Origin of the sequence: Streptomyces sp. NPDC001137, from assembly GCF_040298885.1 — a bacterium.
In the GTDB taxonomy this organism is placed as follows: Bacteria; Actinomycetota; Actinomycetes; order Streptomycetales; family Streptomycetaceae; genus Streptomyces.
The window spans coordinates 318,805-338,635 of sequence record NZ_JBEPBA010000003.1; the positions used below are offsets into that span (position 1 = coordinate 318,805).

A 19,831-nucleotide genomic window follows, 5' to 3' on the forward strand; every position below is an offset into this window, starting at 1 on the left:
TAGGAAGGGCTCGGCCGCCTCGCCCGTCGAGAGGCCCCGCCCGGCGGCGGGACCTGCGGTTTCCGATAGCCTCACAGCCGTGACGGAACAGCACTCGCACCAGTTCGAGCGGGGCACGGACGGGCCCAAGGTCATCGTGGTCGGGGTGGACGGCTCGGACTCCTCGATGCGCGCCGCGGCATATGCCGGTGGCCTGGCGAGGCGCCAGCACGCGCTGCTCGCCGTGGTCTATGTGCAGCCGGTGATGGCCGCGGGCGCGGCCATGGGCGCGCCGGTCGCCGAGACGACGGACGAGATCGCCGAGGACCTGATGACCCAGATCCGGGACGCCACCGAGCGGCTCAAGGGGATATACGAGGTCCGCTGGGAGTTCCACACCTTCCGCGGCGACCCCTACAGCGGCCTGGTCAAGGCCGCGGACGAGCTGAAGGCGGACGCGGTGGTGGTGGGCGCCTCCGAGCAGGCCGGGCACCGGATCGTCGGTTCGGTGGCCGTACGGCTGGTGAAGGCGGGGCGGTGGCCGGTGACGGTGGTGCCGTGAGGCTCACGGCTTGCGGGTGAGCAGCTGTATCCCCTGCGTGCGGTGGCCGTTCATCGTGAGGACGTCGATCCGGCGCTCGGCCACCGGGTCGAGACCGGCCAGGAGGGCACGCAGGCCGGCGAGGTCGTGGTGCCGGCAGACGGCGCCGTCCTCGGTGGTGAACACCCCGTACGGTGTGCCGAACCCGCGGGCGTGGGCGGTGTAGCGGTCCCGGTTGCGTTCGTCGTCCTGCAGGAGCAGGTCGCTGACGTACAGCAGCCCGCCCGGTGCCAGGACGCGGACCAGCTCGGCGATCAGGGCCCGCTGGGCGGCGTCGTCGGGAACGCAGGTGAGCACCGCGAACAGCAGGACGACGTCGAGACTTGCCGAGGCGTGCGGCAGGACGGACGGGGTGTGCAGGACCTCCAGGCACAGGTCGGGCCTCGCGCTGCGGCCCCGCTCGATCAGACGGGGCGAGGGGTCCACCCCGGACACCCGGCGGAACCCGCGGTCCTGCAACTCGGCCGTCACCCGGCCGTACCCGCAGCCGTGGTCGAGGATGCGGGCGTCCTGGCCGACCCCTGCCAGCCAGGGGTGGTGCACGGGGTGCGTGAACGTCTTGGTGGCGCCGGGGCCGTTCCAGTAGGCGGCCTTTCCGCCGGGTCCGTTCATGCGGGGTCGGTGTCGAGCTGGTGGTCGGCCCAGACGTAGCTCTCCGGCAGAGGCTCGGTGACGGGGACGGCGCGGAGGTGGTCGCCCTGGCCCACGATGACCCTCAGCGCGGGGAAGTAGTCGAGCAGCACCTGCCTGCACCGGCCGCACGGAGGCACGACCCCTCGGTCGCGATCGCCCACCGCGACGATCGTGCCCAGCTCGTAGACTCCCTGCGTGGCCGCCGTACCGATGACGACCAGCTCCGCGCAGGGACCTCCGGTGAAGTGGTAGGCGTTCACCGCGGTGACGATCCGCCCGTCCCGGGCACGGGCGGCCGCGGCCATGGTGTGGTTGTCGCCCCGGCAGCGGGTGCGAGCGACGTCGGCTGCGGCCTGGATCAGTTCGTGATCGAGGTCCTGGGTTCGCATCGGCATGCCGGCACGGTAGCCGGGTGGAACGGCCGGTCGTCGACGGGGCCTTGGACCTGGGGCGCCGGTGTGGCTGCCGCCGCGGACCGTGACGGATCCGAGTTGTGCGGCTGCTCCGTGACCGTTCAGCCGGTGTGCAGCGCTTCCTCGCGGAGGCGGTCGAGGACCTTCAGGCGGCCCTCCGCGTCCATCCTGCGGGTCGTGACGCGGTCGGCGTAGCACCTGCGGAACATCGAGGTGAAGTGGCTGCCGTAGTGGATGTACTCGCCGGGGCCCGCCTCGGCCGGTGGCCGGGCCACCGCGTTGAAGTTCGGTTCGTGGAAATAGGCGAGGGTGTAGCGCTCGCGGGCGGCCAGGCGCACCTTGTGCGGGGTCGACAGCAGGGCGCCGCCGGTCATGAACTGCATGATGTCGCCGGGGAAGACGGTGAAGACGCCCGGGACCGGGGTGACGTAGGTCCAGGGTTCCTCGTGCTCGTAGCGTCCGGCCATGGACTCCTCGGGCAGCCAGTTGCGGCCTCGCCGCTCGCCGGGGACGGGCGGGCGGATGTAGAGGCCGCCGACGTCGTCCTGGGCGGCGATGACGAGGAGGCCGTAGTCGGTGTGGGCGCCGATGCCGCGTTCGGAGGTGGCGTCGGCGGGCGGGAAGCGCAGGACCCGCATGTGGTGCCAGCCGTCCGCGGTGAGGCGGGTGAAGGTGTCGGGGTCGGCCATTCCGAGGCCCAGCGCGGTCAACTGCAGCAGCCGGTGGCCGATCTCGCCGACCGCGGCCATGTACTCCTTCATCGCCCGGGCGTAGTCGGGGGACGGCCAGGGGACGGGACCGTGGCAGGGCCACTGTTCGATGACGCGGGGGTCGTCGGCGGGGATGTCGGGGCAGACGGTGAAGATCTCCGAGCCGTCCCGCTCCCCCGCGGTCTCCTCCTCCCCGGAGGCGACATAGCCGCTGTAGGTGAGGTCGGAGACGTGCGCGGTCTTCTCCCGCAGCGGGCGGGCGCAGAAGGTGCGGGAGGCGGCCAAGGCCCGTTCGGTGGCGGCCTGTTGGGCCGGGGTGGCGTGGATCTGGAAGATGCCGTCCGTCTGCCAGGCCGCGATCATCGCCCGGCCGAGAGTCCGGTCGGCGTCCGTGCCGTCGACGACGGGCGGGGGCCGGAAGGTCTGAAGATGCGTCAGGGGCTGTTTGTCGCTGCTCATTCGAGATACTCCGCGAGCGAGGCGAGTGGTTGCGCGCCAAACTACTGCGGCGACCTCCTTCCTGAACAGCCGTTCAGTTCAGGTGGTACGGGCAGGTATCTGCGCGGCGTCTTCCCCCCGGGTGTCGCTGGGCCGTCATGATCAGCCGTCAGCCGTTGCCGAACGTGAAGCGGTGAGGCGCATGGCCCGGCCTCCGACGGGTGAGGGGATTCTCCACCGCAAACCGATGGAGCACATCGAGGAGACGGAGGTCGGCGAAGGCACCCGCCCGGACCGGTCGTTGGGGCTGTGGCAGCCGACCGCGATCGGCGTAGGCGGCATCATCGGCGCGGGTACCGGGGGTCTGGGAGTCTCCCCCAGACAGCGCAGCACCCTCGCCGGCGCGGTGGCCAACTGTACGGCCCGCCGCTGGGGCAAGAAGGCCAGCGCGGCGGGTGGCGCCGCGTCGGCGGCTGCCGAACCGTGCGGCAGATCGGCCAGGTCGTGGGGGCGCGCCTGCTCACCTGTGGGAGCCGCCGCTGCGATCCGGTCCAGCCTGAAGCCCAGGCCGGCCCGCCGGGTGCGGCACCAGGCGATGAGGTACCAGCGGCTTTCGGCGGTGAGCAGACCGGCCGGTTCCACCACGCGCTCGCTCTCACCTCCGGCCGCGTCGACGTAGGACAGGCGCGGCACCACGGCGTCGGTGAGGGCCTGTCCCACGGCGGCGCGGACCGCGAGGTCGGTCCGCGCCGGCAGCGCGACGATCCGTGTGGCGGGTTCCCGGGCCGCCGCCGAGCCGGGGCCGGTCATCGAGGCCACGATCGAGTCCGCGACAACGTCCTGTCACCCTTTTCCGGTGAGCCGCGTCACGGCGGCTAGAGTTTGACGTCGGCCGGGGCAACACCGGTGCGACACGGGGGGTTTGAGTGCTGATGGGATCAGCTGGAAGACGTGACGGGCGCGGGGCGGCCATGGCCGCCGTGCTCTGTGTGGTGGTGGCGCTGCTCCTCGGCGGGTGCGGGACACAGGTGGCGGGCCGGGAAGCGGCGCCGTCGGCGACCGGGCCGATCCCGTGGACCGTTTTCGAGCCCTCGCAGGTCACCGGGGCCCGCCTCGCCGACGGCGGCCGTACGTTGCTGCTCGACGCGCAGGTGCCCAGCGGTGCGCGCGCGTGTGTGCGGGATTTCAAGGCGGTGCTCACCGACCCGGTGGAGAAGGACCTCGTGCGGGTCCAGCTCACCTTCTCCTCGCCTTCCGGGGACCGGCGTTCCGGATGCAGCAAGGAGCGGTCGGCCACGGCGCGGCTCCGGCTGCCCGTCCCCCTGGGCGGCCGGGAGGTGGTCGTCGACGACTACGTGCAGTTCACCGCCGACGGAGCGAAGGCGCCCGCGTTGCGGCTGTGCGGGAAGCTGGGCTGCACGCCGCCGGCGACCGGCTGTACCGACGCCTCCTACGACCAGGCGCTGATGGCGGTCGGCGCGCCCGCGCACACCTACCGGGACTCGCAGGAGTGCGACGGCAAGTGGCTGGTGATGGACTTCTCCTGGCGGACCGGACCGGCCTGCGACGACGCCTCGGCGCCCGGCTGCTCGTCCCGGCTCGGTGACCGCTGGTTCTTCCGGGCGGAGAAATCCGGCTGGGTGCCGATCGTCGAGGGGGCGGCCGGCGGCTGCCGGGTCGTGCGGCGCAGGGCGCCGGCCTTTCCGGACTCGCTGTGCAGGGGTCTGGCTCCGCTTTCGTCCTCCCTGCACCCGAGTTATCCGCCCGCGTCGGCCTCTCCGAGCCCCTCCCCCTCGACAGGCCACCACTCCTAGAGGGCGCGGAGGAACTCCAGCAGGACCTCGTTGAAGACCTCCGGCTTCTCCATGTTCAGGTAGTGGGCGGTGTCCTCGACGGTCCGCGCACGGCCGTCGGGGACGGTGCGCGCGAGGCGTTCGGCCGCGTCCAGCAGCTCGGGGGGCTCCAGGGTGCCGTTGACGGTGAGCACCGGGACGTCGATCTTCGGCAGGCGGGACCAGGAGTCGGTCACGCGCACATGCCAGTCCTTCTCGCCGGGAGTGTGCTTGGAGATGGTGCGGAAGGCCATCTCCTTCAACCGGCGTGCGATGTCCGGGTCGACGTCGTCGGCGCTGCGGTAGGGGCCGGGCACGACGCGCACGAACGCGTCGAGCCAGCCCTCGACGTCACCGGCGCCCAGCGTGCGGGCGTACTCGGCCTGGATCTCACGGGTCCAGTCGTCCGTGTACTGGAAGTCGCCGGTCGCCGCGCCGCAGGTGACCACCGCGCGCACGAGCTCGGGGTACTCCAGCACGGTGTCGGTGGCGATCACTCCGCCCATCGACAGGCCGACGAGGACGGCGGGGCCCGCGTCGAGGTGGCGGAGCAGGGCGGCGAGGTCGTCGGCCCAGCGGAAGGGCCTGGTGGCGTTGGCGGAGGATCCGTGGCCGCGTACGTCCGGGGCGATCACCCGGTACTCGGCGGCGAGGGCCGGTATCTGGTCGTCCCAGACGTGGTGGTCGACGTACCCGGCGTGGAGGAGGACGACGAGATCGCCGGAGCCGGTGTCGAGGTAGGCGAGGTCACCGTCGGAGGACGGGAAGAGGCGAACGTCCGAAGCACCATTCATGACAACCAAGGTGTCATCTTCGGCGGGATTTGACAACCGAGATGTCATGATGGATGGGTGAACGACATCGACAAGCCCCTCACCCCCGACGAGCTGGGACACCGTCTGACCGAGGTGTTCGACCTGGTCGGCCCGCTGTACCGGCGCGCCCTGCGCAAGGTCGAGCAGGGCGAGGCGATCGAGGGGGTCTCCGTCGGCGTACGCGCCGTACTGGACCTGCTGCGGCAGCACGAACCCATGACGGTGCCTCAGATGGGGCGGATCCTGGCGCTGAGCCGGCAGTTCGTACAGCGCATGGTCAACGACGCGGCGGAGCAGGGGTGGGTCGAGGCCATCCCCAACCCCGCGCACCAACGGTCGTCCCTGATCCGGATCACAGACGAGGGCCGGGCGACCATGACCGCGATCCTGGGCCGGGAGCACCATCTCAACCGGCAGGTCGGCGGCGATCTGACGGATGCCGAACTGCGGGCGACGGTGCGGGTGTTGAGGGAGATCCTGAAGACCTTCGACCACGTGGACGTGGACTGACCTACTGCCCCATGGTCAGCCCGTCCTTGGCCGCACCCCGGCTGAGCACCACGGTGCTGATCGCGTCGCGCACGGCCTTCACCTCGGCGCCCTGGGCGATGGCCTGGTTGAGGTCGACCGCCCGACCGGCGTCGACGTCGAACATCAGCGGGACGAACTCCGCCTTGGTGACCTCCCAGCGGCCGCCCGCCCGGGCGGGACGGGTGAAGGTGAAGCGGCCGAGGGTGGACTCGTTGCCGCGCGGGTCCTGGACGCCCGACGTGTTGGACATCTCCCCCGCGATCTGGTCGCCCAGGCCGTAGACGACCCAGGTGCCGTTGACCTTCTCGTACGCCTGCGGGACATGGGCGCGGGTGCCGAGGACGAGGTCGACGTCGGGGCGGCCGGCGGTGCGGGAGGCCGTGAGCTGCCGGGCCAGGGCGAGCTGCTGCTGGTCGGGCGCGTCCTGCCATTCGGTGCCCCGGTGCACGGAGACGACGACCACGTCGGCACCTGCCCGCCGGGCCGCCCGGGCGTCCTCGATGATCCGGTTCTCGTTCAGCAGGTTGACGGCCCACGGCGCACCCTGGGGCAGCGGGATGCCGTTGGTGTCGAAGGTGTAAGCGAGGTGGGCGACCTTGGCGGGGCCCGCGGGCAGGATCGTGACGGTGTGCGCCTCGGCCTCGGTGCGGGCCGAACCGGCATGCCGTACGCCCGCGCCGTCCAGGGCGTCGAGGGTGCGGCGGACGCCGTCGGCGCCGTCGTCGAGGCTGTGCTCGGAGGCGGTGGAGCAGCCGTCGTAACCGGTGGCGGCCAGACCCTGGGCGATCTCGGGCGGGGACTTGAACAGGGAGTGGCCGGCGTAGTGGCCGTTCGCCCCGTAGACGGTGTCCATGTGACACAGCGCCAGGTCGGCGTGGGAGACGGCGGGTTTGACGCCGGAGAACATCGGCCGGAAGTCGTAGCCGGCGCCACCGCCGTCGAAGCGGGCGCGGTCGATGATCGAGCCGTGCGGGATGATGTCGCCGGACGCGACCAGCGTGAAGGTACGGGCCGCGGACGCCGCCGAGGCCCCCGGGTCTCCGGCACGGGTGGCCGCCTGCCGATGCTGGGCCTGGCAGGCCGCGCCCGCGGTCAGAACGGCCATCAGGGCCAGGGCAACCTGTCGTCTCCGTGCAATCATCAGCTCACCCCACTGTTGTCACATTTACTGATAAATAGGTACGAACCTGAGTGCGCGGCCAAACAACCGCGCCACCCCGATTAACCCGTCCGGTGCCCGCGAACGGGCGCCCCCGGACCGCTCGCGGGGAGCGCGGGACCGTTCGTCGTACCGTTCGTCGACGCGATCGACCGTCCGCCGCAGATCCCGGTGCGGACCCTGTCCCGAAGCGGCACCCTGCGGTGCCATACGGCCATGACGGCCGGAACCACCCTCACGAACGCGACGACCGCCGAGCACGAGCTCGCCGCGCTGCAGCGCGAGCACGGCCGCCCCCTCTTCGCGCTGCTGCTGCGGCTCTGCGACGGCGACCGGCAGCGCGCCGAGGACCTGGTGCAGGAGACCCTCGTGCGCGCCTGGCAGCATCCCGAGGCGCTGCGCGCCGACGACTTCGACTCCGTACGGCCCTGGCTGATGACCGTGGGACGGCGGCTCGCCATCGACGCGCGGCGGGCTCGGCAGGCACGGCCGCCCGAGGTCGGGGACGCGGTCCTGGAGAACGCGCGGGTGATCGGCGACCACGCCGAGCGGGCCGCCGCAGCCCTCGATGTCCGCGAGGCTGTGAAGACACTCACTCCCGAGCACCGTGAAGTCCTGGTGCTCGTGTACTTCCAGGGGGCGAGTGTGGCGGAAGCCGCGGAAACCCTCGGAATTCCTCCCGGTACGGTGAAGTCCCGCGCGTACTACGCGCTGCGCGCCCTGCGCCGGGTGCTTCCCGGATACGCGGCCGACCTGCGGTGAAACCGACGGCTGAGTCAAACCTCCGTAAAGCGCCTTGCTGAGGACCCCGGTTGAGCAATCAGCTGTCCTCATCCGTGTTCCGGACTGGGGGCTCGGGGCCCCGCGACCGGGGCCCGGAGTCGGGCGACGCGCACGCACCGGAGGAAGGCAGGAAGGGATGCTGCACAGAGGTCAAGAGAGCACGGACGGCACCGGCGGCGGTGAGCTGGTCGTCCCGATGGCCTGGCTGTACGCCGAGTACATCGCCGACGAGCTGCTGCGGACGGGCGATCTGATGCCGCCGACGTCCTTCGAGTTCCGCGCGGGGCGCGACGCCCTGGCGCTGACCGTCTTCCTCTCCGACACGGACGGCGAACTCCCGGGGATCCGGGTGGTCTCCCAGCTGGAGACCTGGCTGTCGCTCACGGCCTACGACCAGCCGTGGCAGGAGTGGGTGCGCGAGCGGATGGCCAAGCTGGTCGCCCAGACGGCCGAATCCGGCGGCCCCGCCCCCGACGTGGAACTGGCCCGGGCTGCCTGGCGCTGGCTGGAGGAGACGGAGTTGCTCGCGCCCGACCTGAACGCGGTGCCGGGCGGCGCGGCGGTGGTCGGCGAGGACGAGGGCCCGAAGGTGTGGACGAAGGCGTGGCAACTGGGCCTGCCGCTCGGCCACCTCGCCATCCACCTTTTTTAGACTCGTTTCGATGTGGACCAATCCGCGGGCCGGGCGGCTCCGAATCCCTTGTTTGCGATTCTCCACATGCCCTGAGTGATTCGACTGTCTGGTGCGTACCTGTGGGAGCAAGGAGTAACCCCACCCGCACCCAACGGCACGAGGATTCGGCATGAGGTCCCAGGAGAGGCATCGCGACGTCGCCGCGTACGCGCTCGGCGTGCTGGACGAGGCGGACGCCTTCCGCTTCGAGGACCACCTCATGGAGTGCGCGCGCTGCGCCGCTCACGTGACCGAATTCGGGCCCATCACCCGGCAGATGATGCTGTACCGCCGGGCGACGCCACGGTTCGTGAGCCCCATGACCAGGCCCGGCCCGCAGCTGCTCGACCGGCTGCTCGGCGCGGTGGCCGCCCGGCACCGGGCCGGCCGGCGGCGCTTCCTGTACGCCGTGGCCGCGTCCCTGGCGATCGGGGTGGCCGGGCCGGGCATCGCGATGACGATGGCCGGCGGCGGCACCGCAGACACGGTGCGGATCGCGGCCACCGACGCGAAGTCGGGCGTATGGGCCCAGGTGACCACCCAGGACGAGTATTCGGGCAGCCAGATCAAGCTGGAGGTGAAGGACGGCGCGGGCCCGCGCCCCTGTCGTCTGGTCGCCATCGGCCGCGACGGCTCCGAGCAGATCCTGACCAGCTGGACCGTCCCCAGCCACGACGCCCGTCCGATCACGATGCAGGGCAGCTCCTCCATGCACACCGGCGAGATCGCCCGCTACGAGCTCCGCACCGCGGACGGGGAGCATCTCGTCACACTCCAGTCCCGCTAGCGCCCTCGCGGCAAGGCCGCACCGCCCGGTGTGACACCCCCGTCCGGCGCTGCGCTGTAGCCAGTGGCGATGTCGGAATTCGGGATGGGTGTGCACGTGCTGCTGGCGGACCGCTATCAGCTGGAGGAACTGCTGGGCAGCGGCGCGATGGGCGAGGTGTGGCGCGCGGCGGACCGGGTCCTTGGCCGCCCGGTGGCGATCAAGCTGCTGAAGGCGCAGGACACCGCCGACATCGAGCGGTTCCGCATGGAGGCGCAGACCACGGCCCGCCTCAACCATCCGCATGTGGTGGGCGTGTACGACTTCGGCTCCGATCACGGCCGGCTCCATCTGGTGATGGAACTCGTGGACGGCTGGACCCTGGCCCGGGAGAGGTCCCGGCGCGGGAGCCTGGCACCACGGGAAGCGGCCGCCATCGCCGCACAGGTGGCGCGGGGTTTGTCCGCCGCGCACCGGCAGGGCGTGATCCACCGGGACATCAAGCCCGCCAACATCATGCTGACCACCGACCGCACCGTGAAGATCACGGACTTCGGCATCGCCCGCTTCGCCGACGACGGCACCGCGACCGCCACCGGAAAGATCCTCGGCACCGCCGACTACCTGGCTCCCGAGCGGGCCCTGGGGCGGCCGGCCCGGCCCGCCTCCGACGTCTACTCGCTCGGCTGCGTGCTGTACGAACTGCTCACCGGTGGTCCGCCGTTCAGCGGCACGACCTCGCTCGCCGTGGTGCAGCAGCACGTCGACACCGCCCCGCCGCCGCCCCACCGGTCGAGCGTCGGCATACCCCTGCCGCTGTCCGACTATGTGCTGCGCCTGCTGGACAAGGACCCGGCGCGGCGGCCGAGCGCGGAGGAGGCAGCCGAGTGGCTGGGCACGCAGCAGTGGGAACCGGACCCGACCGCGTCGGCGCAACCGACCGAGCCGCTGGACCCCGTGGCCCCGGACGGCAACGCAGGGCCGGACAGTGGAGCGCCCAGCCCCGCGCCGTCGGCCGTGACGCCCGCATCGCCGCGCCAGGCCGGCGCCCCCGCAGCGCATTCCCGCCCCCGCAACCGCCGCCGGCAGGCGTCCAAGGCCCTGCTGGGCGGCGCCGCCGTCGCCCTGTTCGCCGCGGCCACGGCCCTCGGGACGGCGCTGAACTCCGACGGCGACAGCCCTGCCTCGCCCCTCTCGCCGAGTCCGGCGCCGACCCGGACACCTTCCTCGCACCCGACGTCGATCACCTCCCCGCCCACGGGCGGGACCACCGGGGCCCCCGCCGCGCCGCCGTCCGCCAGGCCGGCTCCGCCGAAGATCCACAAGGACGGGCAGCACGGCGGCAAGGACAAGCACGGCAAGGACAGGACGAAGGGCCACAAGGGATGACCGGCTGAGCCGCCCGGCTACTTCAGCAGCCTCGACATCCTCCGGTCCGCGAGCGGTTTGCCGCCCGTCTGGCAGGTCGGGCAGTACTGGAGCGAGGAGTCGCTGAAGGAGACCTCGCGGATGGTGTCACCGCACACCGGGCAGGGCTCTCCGGTGCGGCCGTGAACGCGCAGGCCGCTCTTCTTCTCCGCCTTCAGACGGCCGGCCGCCACGCCCCGGGAGCGCTCGACCGCCTCGGTGAGCGTCGTGCGCAGGGCCTCGTAGAGGCGGGTGGTCTCCTCGGGGGTGAGGGTCGCGGCCAGTTTGAAGGGGGACATCTTCGCCGCGTGCAGGATCTCGTCGCTGTAGGCGTTGCCCACGCCGGCGATCAGGCTCTGGTCGCGCAGGGCGCCCTTGAGCCGGCGGCGCTCAGGTCTGAGGAGTTCCGCGAGGCGGCTCTCGTCGAAGTCGTCGGCGAGCGGGTCGGGGCCCAGGCGTGCGATGCCCGGGATCTCCTGGGGGTCGTGGACGACGTAGACGGCGAGGCGTTTCTGGGTGCCCGCCTCCGTGAGGTCGAAGCCCTCGCCGGTCTCCAGGGCCACGCGCAGCGCGAGGGGGCCCTTGCCGGGGCGGGGCGGGCCGTCCGGGAGCCGGTCCTTCCAGTGCAGCCAGCCCGCGCGGGCCAGATGGGTGACGAGGTGCGGGCCGCCGTCCGTCTCCAGGTCGAGGAACTTGCCGTGCCGGTGCACGGCGGTGACCTCGCGGCCCTCGACGGCGGTCAGCGGCGGGTCGTACGTCTTGAGGACGCTGATCGCGACGGGCAGCACCCGCACGATCTCGTGACCGACCAGGTGCTCGGTGAGGAAGTCCTTGAGCGCTTCCACCTCGGGGAGTTCCGGCATGGGTCCAGAGTGCCACCCGGCACCGACAGTGGCGGGCGGGAGCGGGCGTGGCGGGTTCGGTCGCCTTCGCCTCAGTCGCCCTCAGGGACCACGAACTCGCACCAGACGCATTTGCCGCCGCCGCGCGCCTCCACGCCCCACACGTCGGTGAGCAGGTCGACCAGGAGCAGACCCCGCCCGGAGACCCCCGACTCCCCCGCCTCGCGGCGGCGCGGCAGGGCGCTGGAGGAGTCCTCGACCTCCACGCGCAGCCGCCGCTCGCTGCCGCCGAGGACCCGGAGGGTGACGATGGCGGATCCCTCGGTGTGCATCAGCGCATTGGTGATCATCTCGTCGGCGGCCAGCTCGATCTCGTCGGCACGCTCCTTGGCGCCCCAGGCGCGGACCGCGGCCCTGATCATGTGCCGGGCCTCCTTGAGGGCCTCGGGGTCGCCGGGGGCCACGTGCTGCTGGAGCCGGCCGCCGGACCGCTGGGGCTCCAGACCCCGGCGGCGCAGCAGGAGCAGGGCCACGTCGTCGTCGCCGCCGCGCTCCTCGGCCACCGAGATGAGACAGTCCGCGAGATCCCGTACGTCGTCCGGGCCACTGGTGATGAGGGCCGTGAGGGTGCGCATGCCGTCGTCGAGGTCGGCGCCGGGCTGTTCGACCAGGCCGTCGGTGCACAGCAGCAGGGTGTGACCGGGGTCGAGTTCGAGGGTGCCGACCGGGTACTCGAGGCGCCCGAACTCGGCGGACAGACCGAGCGGCAGTCCGCCCGGCAGGGAGATGCGGCGGCACTTGCCGTCGGCGTCCCGGATCAGCGGGTCTATGTGGCCGGCCCGGACCACCTGGACCACTCCGGTGGCCAGGTCGGCCTCCGCGTACAGACAGGTCGCGAAGCGGTCGGTGTCGAGTTCGTGGAGGAAGACGGAGGCGCGGGCCATCACGGTGGCGGGCGTGTGGCCCTCGGCGGCGTAGGCGCGCAGCACGATGCGCAGCTGGCCCATGACGGCGGCCGCGTGCGTGTCATGGCCCTGGACGTCGCCGATGACGGCGCCGACCCGGCCGCCGGGCAGCGGGATCAGGTCGTACCAGTCGCCGCCGATGTCCCGGCCCAGGGAGCCCGCGGCGGAACCGGAGCGGTAGCGGACGGCGACGTCGGCGCCGCGGACGCTGGGGATGGTCCGCGGCAGCATCGCCTGCTGGAGGCCGGTGGCGAGGTCCTTCTCCTGCTCGTAGAACATGGCGCGCTGCATGCTCTGCGCGATGCTGCTGCCGAGGGCGAGCAGGACGTTGCGTTCCTCGGGCGAGAAGCCGCGCCGGTCGCTGTAGAGCAGGCCCATCGCACCGATCGGCCGGGCCTGGACGATCAGCGGCAGATAGGCGGCCGCCGTGATGTCCAGACCCGTGAGGTGCGGCCACAGCAGGGGGTAGCGCTCGGCGAACTCCTGCGGCGACTCGATGAAGCGGGGCGTGAGGGTCCGTACCACCTCGCTCATCGGGTACGGCTCGTCGATGCGGGTGACGTCGGTGCCGGGGACGAAGCTGCCCGCGGGGCCCTCGGCCATCAGCCGGATGCGGCCGGCCTCGACCAGGCCCACGACCAGGCTGGTGGCGCCGAGGTGGGTGAGACCGTGGGTGTCCTTGAGGACGTCGATGACGTCCTGGACGGTGCGGGCGTGGGCGAGGGCGGCCGTGGTGAGCTGGACGACGTTGGTCTGCTCGCGCCGCGCCGCGTCCTCGGCGGCCGCCTCGCGGCGCTCCCGGCTCTCGCTCAGCTCCTGGGTCGCGTCCCGGACGATGCCGATGATCCGGCGCGGGCGGCCCGTCTCGTCGCGCCGGATGTAGCCCTGGGTGTGGGTCCAGCGCAGGGTGCCGTCGCGGCAGCGGATGCGGAAGTAGGCGCCGTAGTTCTCGCTGCCGTCCTTCATGGCCTGGGCGACCAGGCCGTCGAGCCGGTAGGCCTCCGCCCTGGGGACCCGGATGGCGAGCGTCTCGGGGTGGTCGTCGTATTCGTCGGGGCGCACGTCGAAGACCTCGTGGGCCTGGGCGTCCATGTGGAACAGACCGGTGTCCAGGTCCCAGTCGAAGCTGCCCATGCGGTTGAGCGCCAGGATCGGATCCGGGTGGGCGGGCCAGTCGTCCGGGAGCGACAGGGCGCTCACGCCCCGATCAACCATGGGCCCACCTTGCCAGGGTTCACCCGAATCTTCGAGCGGGAAGCGAAGAGGAATTCCCGGTTCTCCGGTCGCCATCGGTGCTCAGCCGTCGAAAACACCCGTGGGGCTGTCGAAGATGCTGCGACTCGTGGTGTCGTCGGGTGGGGCGGGCGGAAAGACCTCCTGACTCGACTGCGTGTCCTGGCCGGCGCAGCCGCCGACGAGGAGCACGGCGAGTGCGCAGGCCGTGGCGAAGGTTCTGGTGACTGTGCGCACCGCTTCCTCCTGCCTCACTTCAGCCCGTTCGCCACTATTGTCTGCGTCGATCACATGGGTTACGCAAGCGGAAGATGGACACACGGAGAGTGACATGGGCTTCGGCGCCACAATGGAGTGAGGAGCGCACGGCCGTGGAGTGGTTCATCGCACCCGAGTACTGGTGGAGCCGGCTGGTCTTCCAGCGGGCTCTGGCCGGGCTGTACCTCGTGGCGTTCCTGGCGGCGGCCCTGCAGTTCCGTGCGCTGATCGGCGAGCGGGGCATGCTGCCGGTCCCCCGCTTCGTCGGCCGGGTGCGCTTCAGGCAGGCTCCCAGCCTGTTCCAACTCCACTACTCGGACCGCTTCTTCGCCGCCTGCGCCTGGACGGGCTGCGCCGTCTCGGCGGCGCTGATCGCCGGACTGGACTCCCGGCTTGCGCTCTGGGCAGGCATGCTGCTGTGGCTGGTTCCCTGGGTGCTGTATCTCTCGATCGTCAACGTCGGCCAGACCTGGTACGCCTTCGGCTGGGAGTCGCTGCTGCTGGAGGTGGGCTTCCTGGCGGTCTTCCTCGGCAACGACGAGGTGGCCCCGCCGATCGTGGTCCTCTTCCTGCTGCGCTGGATCCTGTTCCGGGTGGAGTTCGGCGCGGGCCTGATCAAAATGCGCGGCGACGCGTGCTGGCGGAAGCTGACCTGCCTGTACTACCACCATGAGACCCAGCCGATGCCGGGCCCCCTGAGCTGGTTCTTCCACCACCTCCCCCGGCCCCTGCACCGCATCGAGGTGGCCGCCAACCACGTCACCCAACTCGTCGTCCCGGTGCTGCTGTTCACCCCGCAGCCGGTCGCCACGGCCGCCGCCTCGCTGATGATCGTCACCCAGCTGTGGCTGGTCCTGTCTGGCAACTTCGCCTGGCTGAACTGGATCACCATCGTCCTCGCCGTCTCCGCCCTGGAGCTCCCGGCCGATCCGCCGTCCGCCGTGCCCGGCGCCCCGCTCTGGTACGAGGTCGTGGTCCTGGCGGTCGCCGCGCTGCTCCTCGGACTCAGCTACCACCCGGTCACGAACATGATCTCCCGCCGGCAGATCATGAACCGCTCCTTCGACCCCCTCCACCTGGTCAACACCTACGGCGCGTTCGGCAGCGTCAGCCGGATCCGCTACGAGGTGGTCGTCGAGGGCACGGACGATGCCGTACCGCACGAGGACTCGGACTGGAGGGAGTACGAGTTCAAGGGCAAACCGGGCGATCCACGGCGCTGGCCCCGCCAGTTCGCGCCCTACCATCTGCGCCTGGACTGGCTGATGTGGTTCGCCGCGCTCTCGCCCTCGTACGCCGGCGCATGGTTCGGTGCCCTGGTGGAACGCCTCCTGGAGAACGACCGCGACACACTCCGCCTGCTGCGCCGCTCCCCGTTCCCGCCGGACGCCCCGCCCCGCTACATCAGGGCCCGCCTTTTCCGCTACGAGTACACGAGCTGGCGGGAGCTGCGGGAGACGGGGGCATGCTGGGAGCGCACGTATGTGCGGGAGTACCTGCCGCCCACACGGCTGGCGGGGGTGGCTCAGCGGAGCTGACCTCCGGCGCCTTCAAAGGCCGTAGACGCGGGTGGCCGTGCCGTGAAACACCTCCGCACGGGCGGCCGCGTCGAGGTCGGCGGTCAACTCCTGTGTGACAGACAGGACTTCGCCGTACGTCGACTTTTCCGTGCACACCGGCCAGTCCGAGCCGAACATCAGACGGGCGGGGCCGAAGGCGTCCAGGGCGGTGTCGGTGTAGGGGCGGAGGTCGTCGAGGGTCCATGAGTCGGGGCCGGTCTCGGTGACCAGGCCGGAGAGTTTGGCGGTCGTGTTGGGCAGGGCGGCGAGGGCACGCAGGTCGGTCGCCCAGGGTTTCAGGGCGCCGGAGGCGATGGGCGGCTTGCCCAAGTGGTCGAGGACGAAGGAGAGTTGGGGCAGGTCGGCGGCGGCCCTGGTGCAGGCCGGCAGTTGGTGCGGGAGGACGACGAGGTCGTAGACCAGACCCGCTTCGGCCACGGCCGCCAGGCCTCTGCGTACGTCCGGGCGCAGCAGCCACTCGGGGTCGGGTTCGCCCTGGACCTGGTGGCGGATGCCCTTGAGGTAGTGGCCGCCGGGGAGTTCGCGCAGGCGGGCGAGTTCGTCGGTGATGTCCGGGCGGGTGAGGTCGGTCCAGCCGACCACACCCGCGATCAGGTCGTGCGCGGCGGCCAGGGCCAGGAACTCCGGGGTCTCCTCCGGCACCGTGACCGTCTGGACGAGGACCGTGCGGTCGACTCCGGCCGCCCGCGCCTGGGGAGCGAGGTCGTCGAGGGTGAAGTTACGGCGGAGCGGGCTGAGGTCGGGGATCCAGTCCTGGTCCCGGACGGAGAGGTCCCACACGTGGTGGTGGGCATCCACCGTCATGGCAGCTCCCAGACCACGGGCAGGCCCGCGGCCGCGCCCTCGTCGGAGTAGTCGTGCACGACGTCCAGCAGCTGCGCCATGCGGGCCTGCCAGGCGATGTTGACCGGGAGTTTCTCCAGCTCGGCGAGGAGGCGGGCGTAGTCCTCGCACTCCAGGACATGGAAGAGGTCGGTGCTGCTGCGCCAGATCGTCCACGAGGTGGCTCCGGCCGCGCGGATCGCGTCCGTCAGTTCCTTGGGGACCTCGCGGTGGGCGGCCTCGTACTCGGCGATGCGGTCCGCGCGGACCTTGGTGTGCAGGGCCACTCTCATGACGCTTCCTCCGCGGGCACGGGGGCTTCGGGCGGCAGGAGCCCTTCCGCGCGCAGCTGCTGCCAGAAGGCGGCGGGAGGGGGTGCCGCGAACTGTTCGGCGCAGTCGCGGACCTCCGCCGCCGAGCGGGCACCCACGAGGACGCTCGCGACCGCGGGATGGGCGGCGCAGAAGGCGAGGGCGGCGGCGCGCAGCGTGGTGCCGTGCCGGTCGGCGACCGCCTTGAGGTGCAGGGCGCGGTCCAGCAGCTCCGCCGGCGCGGCCGCGTAGTTGTACGTCGCTCCCGGCTTGGGGTCCGCGAGCAGACCGGAGTTGAAGGCGCCGCCGATGACCACCGACGTGCCGCGTTCCCGCGCCGCGGGCAGGAGTTCGGTGAGCGCCGGCTGCTCCAGGAGGGTGTAGCGGCCGGCGCACAGCACGACGTCGACGTCGGTGTCGCGGACGAAACGGGTGAGCATCCCGGTCTGGTTCATGCCCGCGCCGATGGCGCCCACGACGCCTTCCGAGCGCAGCTTCTCCAGCGCCGGGTAGCCCTCGTGGAAGGCCTGTTCGGCGTGGTCGTCCGGATCATGGAGGTAGACGACGTCGACGCGGTCGAGGCCGAGCCGTTCGAGGCTGGCCTCAAGGCCGCGGCGTACGCCGTCGGCGCTGAAGTCCCATACACGGCGGTGGGTGGCGGGCACGGCGAAACCGTTCGCGAGGTCGTCGCCGCCCTCGCCGGAGGGCTCCAGGCGGCGGCCGACCTTGGTGGAGATCGTGTAAGCGGTACGGGGGTGCTCGCGCAGCGCGGCGCCGAGGCGGCGTTCGGACAGGCCGAGGCCGTAGTGCGGGGCGGTGTCGAAGTAACGGATGCCCCGCTGCCAGGCCGCGGTCACCGCCTGGTGGGCCTGTTCCTCGCTGACCTCGGTGTAGAGGTTGCCGATGACGGCACCTCCGAAGGCCAGGGCGCTGACCTCGACCGCGCTGCTGCCCAGCAGGTTCACTGGCCCACCGGCCTCAGGCGCAGGCCCTGCATGCCGCCGTCCACGGCGAGTGAGGTGCCGGTGGTGGCACCGGACAGCGGGCTCGCCAGGTAGGCGATGGCGCCCGCGACTTCGGCCGCGGAGACGAGGCGGCCGGTGGGCTGGCGTGCCTCCAGCGCGGCGCGTTCGGCGACGGGGTCGTCGGCCGCGTCCAGCAGACGGCCGACCCACGGGGTGTCCGCGGTACCGGGGTTGACGCAGTTGACGCGGATGCCCTCGCGGACGTGGTCGGCGGCCATGGCGAGGGTCAGCGAGTACACCGCGCCCTTGCTCGCGCAGTACAGGGCGCGCTGCGGCAGGCCCGCGGTGGCGCCGATGGAGCAGGTGTTGACGATCGCCGCGTGCTGCGAGCGGCGCAGGTGGGGCAGCGCGGCGCGGGAGACCCGGACCATGCCGACCACGTTGATGTCGAGGACGCGGTGCCATTCGGCGTCGTCATTGTCCTCGATGGTGCCCAGTGCGCCCACGCCCGCATTGTTGATCACGATGTCGAGGCCGCCGAGTTCGGTGACCGCGGCGGCCACCCCCTCGCGTACGGACACGTCGTCGCTGACGTCGGCGCGGAAGCCGAGCAGCGGCTTGTCGACCGAGGACGGGTCGAGGTCGAGTACGGCGACCTGGGCCCCGCGCGCGGCGAGGAGCTCGGCGGTCGCCCGCCCGATACCGGAAGCCCCGCCCGTGACCAGGGCCTTCAGACCCTCGAACTCGCTCATGCCGCCCGTCCTTCTTTCTTCTCGTCGAGGTCCGCGGCCCAGAAGGTACCGCCGGGAAAGGTGTACCGCGCGATGGACTCCGGGCGCATGGCGGCCGAGAAACCGGGCGCGGCGGGTGCCGTGTAGTGACCCTCGCGGATCACCACCGGATCGAGGAAGTGGTCGTGGAGATGGTCGACGTACTCGATGACCCGGTCCTCGGTGGTGCCGGAGACCGCCACGTAGTCGAACATCGACAGGTGCTGGACGAGCTCGCACAGGCCGACGCCGCCCGCGTGCGGACAGACCGGCACCCCGAACTTGGCGGCGAGCAGCAGGATCGCGAGGTTCTCGTTGACGCCGCCGACCCGGGCCGCGTCGATCTGCAGCACGTCGAGGGCGCCGGCCTGCAGGAACTGTTTGAAGACGATCCGGTTCTGGACGTGCTCGCCGGTCGCCACCTTGACGGGCGCCACCGCCGTGCGGATGGCCGCGTGGCCGAGGACGTCGTCGGGGCTGGTGGGCTCCTCGATCCAGTACGGGTCGAACTCGGCGAGGGCCCGGGTCCAGCGGATCGCCTCGTCGACGCCCCAGCGCTGGTTGGCGTCGATGGCCATCCGGATGCCGGGGCCGATCACCGAGCGGGCGACCCGGCAACGGCGCACGTCGTCGTCGAGGTCCGCCCCCACCTTGAGCTTGATCTGGGTGAACCCGTCGGCGACCGCCTGCGCGGCGAGCCGGGTGAGTTTCTCGTCGCTGTAGCCCAGCCAGCCCGCGGAGGTGGTGTAGCCGGGGTAGCCGCGCTCCAGCAGCCGGGCCGTGCGCTCTTCGGAACCAGCGCGGCCCCGGCGCAGGATCTCCAGTGCCTCCTCGGGGGTGAGCGCGTCCGTGAGGTACCGGAAGTCGATCTGGGCGACCAGCCATTCGGGATCGGCCTCCGCGAGCAGCCGCCACAGCGGCTTGTCGGCACGCTTGGCCGCGAGGTCCCACACGGCGTTGACGACCGCGCCGATCGCCATGTGCATCACGCCCTTCTCGGGCCCCAGCCAGCGCAGCTGGCTGTCGCCGACCAGGTCGCGGTAGACGGCTCCCGGATCGGCGCACACCTCGTCGACGGACCGTCCCACCACGTGGTGGCGCAGCGCGTGGATCGCGGCGACCTGGACATCGTTGCCACGCCCGATGGTGAAGGTGAAGCCGTGCCCCTCCGGCTCGTCCTCGCCGTCGGTGCGCAGCACCACGTACGCGGCCGAGTAGTCGGGGTCCGGGTTCATCGCGTCGGAGCCGTCGAGCTCACGCGAGGTCGGGAACCGGATGTCGTAGGTGTCGACCGCGGTGATGCGGCGGGAGGGGCCGGGCGTCGGGGACACGGAGGGCCTTTCGG

Annotated in this window: 21 protein-coding genes and 2 pseudogenes; 9 read left to right on the plus strand and 14 right to left on the minus strand. The window is 71.7% G+C overall.

Annotated elements, in window-relative coordinates:
* Nucleotides 1–79: 79 nt before the first annotated feature.
* Entirely contained in the window at nucleotides 80–541 is a 462-nt protein-coding gene (locus ABT254_RS07445) for a universal stress protein (RefSeq protein ID WP_351464914.1), read from the plus strand.
* Between the two features lie 3 nt (nucleotides 542–544).
* Here the strand turns inward: ABT254_RS07445 and ABT254_RS07450 are convergent, their stop codons facing one another.
* The 3 genes from ABT254_RS07450 to ABT254_RS07460 all read right to left on the minus strand — a co-directional run bounded on the left by ABT254_RS07450 (nucleotide 545) and on the right by ABT254_RS07460 (nucleotide 2,795).
* Complete coding sequence (locus ABT254_RS07450; RefSeq protein WP_351464917.1) at nucleotides 545–1,192, minus strand: class I SAM-dependent methyltransferase; 648 nt, start codon at nucleotides 1,190–1,192, stop codon at nucleotides 545–547.
* Entirely contained in the window at nucleotides 1,189–1,608 is a 420-nt protein-coding gene (locus ABT254_RS07455; RefSeq protein WP_351464920.1) for a cytidine/deoxycytidylate deaminase family protein, read from the minus strand. Before ABT254_RS07455 ends, ABT254_RS07450 begins: the two co-directional genes overlap by 4 nt.
* A gap of 119 nt (nucleotides 1,609–1,727) precedes the next feature.
* Nucleotides 1,728–2,795 carry an isopenicillin N synthase family dioxygenase gene (locus ABT254_RS07460; RefSeq protein WP_351464921.1) on the minus strand — a complete coding sequence of 356 codons (1,068 nt, stop codon included), beginning with the start codon at nucleotides 2,793–2,795 and terminating at the stop codon, nucleotides 1,728–1,730.
* Nucleotides 2,796–2,976: 181 nt separating this feature from the next.
* Here ABT254_RS07460 and ABT254_RS46510 point away from each other — a divergent pair.
* Nucleotides 2,977–3,252: pseudogene (locus ABT254_RS46510) on the plus strand (hypothetical protein); the annotation flags it as partial.
* 68 nt (nucleotides 3,253–3,320) lie between these two features.
* Here the strand turns inward: ABT254_RS46510 and ABT254_RS07470 are convergent.
* A pseudogene (locus ABT254_RS07470) lies at nucleotides 3,321–3,584 on the minus strand (WYL domain-containing protein); the annotation flags it as partial.
* A gap of 161 nt (nucleotides 3,585–3,745) precedes the next feature.
* Between ABT254_RS07470 and ABT254_RS07475 the strand changes: the two are divergent.
* A complete protein-coding gene (locus tag ABT254_RS07475; RefSeq protein ID WP_351464924.1) occupies nucleotides 3,746–4,588 on the plus strand; it encodes a hypothetical protein in 843 nt (280 codons plus the stop codon).
* On the opposite strand, the gene ABT254_RS07480 is transcribed toward ABT254_RS07475, so the two are convergent.
* On the minus strand, nucleotides 4,585–5,400 hold the full coding sequence (locus tag ABT254_RS07480) for an alpha/beta fold hydrolase (RefSeq protein WP_351464927.1): 816 nt from the start codon (nucleotides 5,398–5,400) through the stop codon (nucleotides 4,585–4,587). The genes ABT254_RS07475 and ABT254_RS07480 overlap by 4 nt on opposite strands.
* Nucleotides 5,401–5,457: 57 nt before the next feature.
* On the opposite strand from ABT254_RS07480, the gene ABT254_RS07485 reads away from it, so the two are divergent.
* A complete protein-coding gene (locus tag ABT254_RS07485) occupies nucleotides 5,458–5,931 on the plus strand; it encodes a MarR family winged helix-turn-helix transcriptional regulator (RefSeq protein WP_351464930.1) in 474 nt (157 codons plus the stop codon).
* Between the two features lies 1 nt (nucleotide 5,932).
* Here ABT254_RS07485 and ABT254_RS07490 read toward each other — a convergent pair whose 3' ends face one another.
* Nucleotides 5,933–7,093 (minus strand): CapA family protein, encoded by a 1,161-nt coding sequence (locus tag ABT254_RS07490; RefSeq protein WP_351464932.1) that lies wholly within the window; start codon nucleotides 7,091–7,093, stop codon nucleotides 5,933–5,935.
* 234 nt (nucleotides 7,094–7,327) lie between these two features.
* On the opposite strand from ABT254_RS07490, the gene ABT254_RS07495 reads away from it, so the two are divergent.
* From ABT254_RS07495 to ABT254_RS07510, 4 genes are all read left to right on the plus strand, one after another.
* Nucleotides 7,328–7,873: a sigma-70 family RNA polymerase sigma factor gene (locus ABT254_RS07495; RefSeq protein ID WP_123969136.1), complete on the plus strand. Its 546-nt coding sequence runs from the start codon at nucleotides 7,328–7,330 to the stop codon at nucleotides 7,871–7,873.
* A gap of 157 nt (nucleotides 7,874–8,030) precedes the next feature.
* Nucleotides 8,031–8,546 (plus strand): hypothetical protein, encoded by a 516-nt coding sequence (locus ABT254_RS07500; RefSeq protein WP_351464936.1) that lies wholly within the window; start codon nucleotides 8,031–8,033, stop codon nucleotides 8,544–8,546.
* 151 nt (nucleotides 8,547–8,697) lie between these two features.
* Nucleotides 8,698–9,354, plus strand: coding sequence for a zf-HC2 domain-containing protein (locus ABT254_RS07505; protein ID WP_351464939.1), 657 nt, complete (start codon nucleotides 8,698–8,700; stop codon nucleotides 9,352–9,354).
* A gap of 69 nt (nucleotides 9,355–9,423) precedes the next feature.
* Complete coding sequence (locus ABT254_RS07510) at nucleotides 9,424–10,722, plus strand: serine/threonine-protein kinase (protein ID WP_351464942.1); 1,299 nt, start codon at nucleotides 9,424–9,426, stop codon at nucleotides 10,720–10,722.
* A 17-nt stretch (nucleotides 10,723–10,739) separates the two neighbouring features.
* On the opposite strand, the gene ABT254_RS07515 is transcribed toward ABT254_RS07510, so the two are convergent.
* The 3 genes from ABT254_RS07515 to ABT254_RS07525 all read right to left on the minus strand — a co-directional run bounded on the left by ABT254_RS07515 (nucleotide 10,740) and on the right by ABT254_RS07525 (nucleotide 14,017).
* The gene (locus ABT254_RS07515; RefSeq protein ID WP_351464945.1) at nucleotides 10,740–11,603 is read right to left on the minus strand and encodes an Fpg/Nei family DNA glycosylase; all 864 of its coding nucleotides are present in this window, start codon (nucleotides 11,601–11,603) and stop codon (nucleotides 10,740–10,742) included.
* Nucleotides 11,604–11,674: 71 nt separating this feature from the next.
* On the minus strand, nucleotides 11,675–13,762 hold the full coding sequence (locus ABT254_RS07520) for a SpoIIE family protein phosphatase (protein WP_351464948.1): 2,088 nt from the start codon (nucleotides 13,760–13,762) through the stop codon (nucleotides 11,675–11,677).
* Nucleotides 13,763–13,843: 81 nt separating this feature from the next.
* Nucleotides 13,844–14,017: a hypothetical protein gene (locus ABT254_RS07525; RefSeq protein WP_351464951.1), complete on the minus strand. Its 174-nt coding sequence runs from the start codon at nucleotides 14,015–14,017 to the stop codon at nucleotides 13,844–13,846.
* 134 nt (nucleotides 14,018–14,151) lie between these two features.
* Here ABT254_RS07525 and ABT254_RS07530 point away from each other — a divergent pair, with 134 nt between their 5' ends.
* Nucleotides 14,152–15,576, plus strand: a complete 1,425-nt coding sequence (locus ABT254_RS07530; protein WP_351464954.1) for a lipase maturation factor family protein — start codon at nucleotides 14,152–14,154, stop codon at nucleotides 15,574–15,576.
* A gap of 12 nt (nucleotides 15,577–15,588) precedes the next feature.
* Here the strand turns inward: ABT254_RS07530 and ABT254_RS07535 are convergent, their stop codons facing one another.
* The 5 genes from ABT254_RS07535 to ABT254_RS07555 are packed head-to-tail and all read right to left on the minus strand — an operon-like array spanning nucleotide 15,589 to nucleotide 19,817.
* Nucleotides 15,589–16,422, minus strand: a complete 834-nt coding sequence (locus ABT254_RS07535; RefSeq protein WP_351464957.1) for an amidohydrolase family protein — start codon at nucleotides 16,420–16,422, stop codon at nucleotides 15,589–15,591.
* Nucleotides 16,419–16,733, minus strand: coding sequence for an L-rhamnose mutarotase (locus ABT254_RS07540; protein ID WP_344400698.1), 315 nt, complete (start codon nucleotides 16,731–16,733; stop codon nucleotides 16,419–16,421). The genes ABT254_RS07535 and ABT254_RS07540 overlap by 4 nt, the downstream gene beginning before the upstream one ends.
* Nucleotides 16,730–17,716, minus strand: a complete 987-nt coding sequence (locus tag ABT254_RS07545) for an aldo/keto reductase (RefSeq protein WP_351464960.1) — start codon at nucleotides 17,714–17,716, stop codon at nucleotides 16,730–16,732. Before ABT254_RS07545 ends, ABT254_RS07540 begins: the two co-directional genes overlap by 4 nt.
* Nucleotides 17,713–18,468 (minus strand): SDR family NAD(P)-dependent oxidoreductase, encoded by a 756-nt coding sequence (locus ABT254_RS07550; RefSeq protein WP_351464963.1) that lies wholly within the window; start codon nucleotides 18,466–18,468, stop codon nucleotides 17,713–17,715. The genes ABT254_RS07545 and ABT254_RS07550 overlap by 4 nt, the downstream gene beginning before the upstream one ends.
* Nucleotides 18,465–19,817, minus strand: a complete 1,353-nt coding sequence (locus ABT254_RS07555; RefSeq protein WP_351464966.1) for an L-fuconate dehydratase — start codon at nucleotides 19,815–19,817, stop codon at nucleotides 18,465–18,467. The genes ABT254_RS07550 and ABT254_RS07555 overlap by 4 nt, the downstream gene beginning before the upstream one ends.
* Nucleotides 19,818–19,831: the final 14 nt, after the last annotated feature.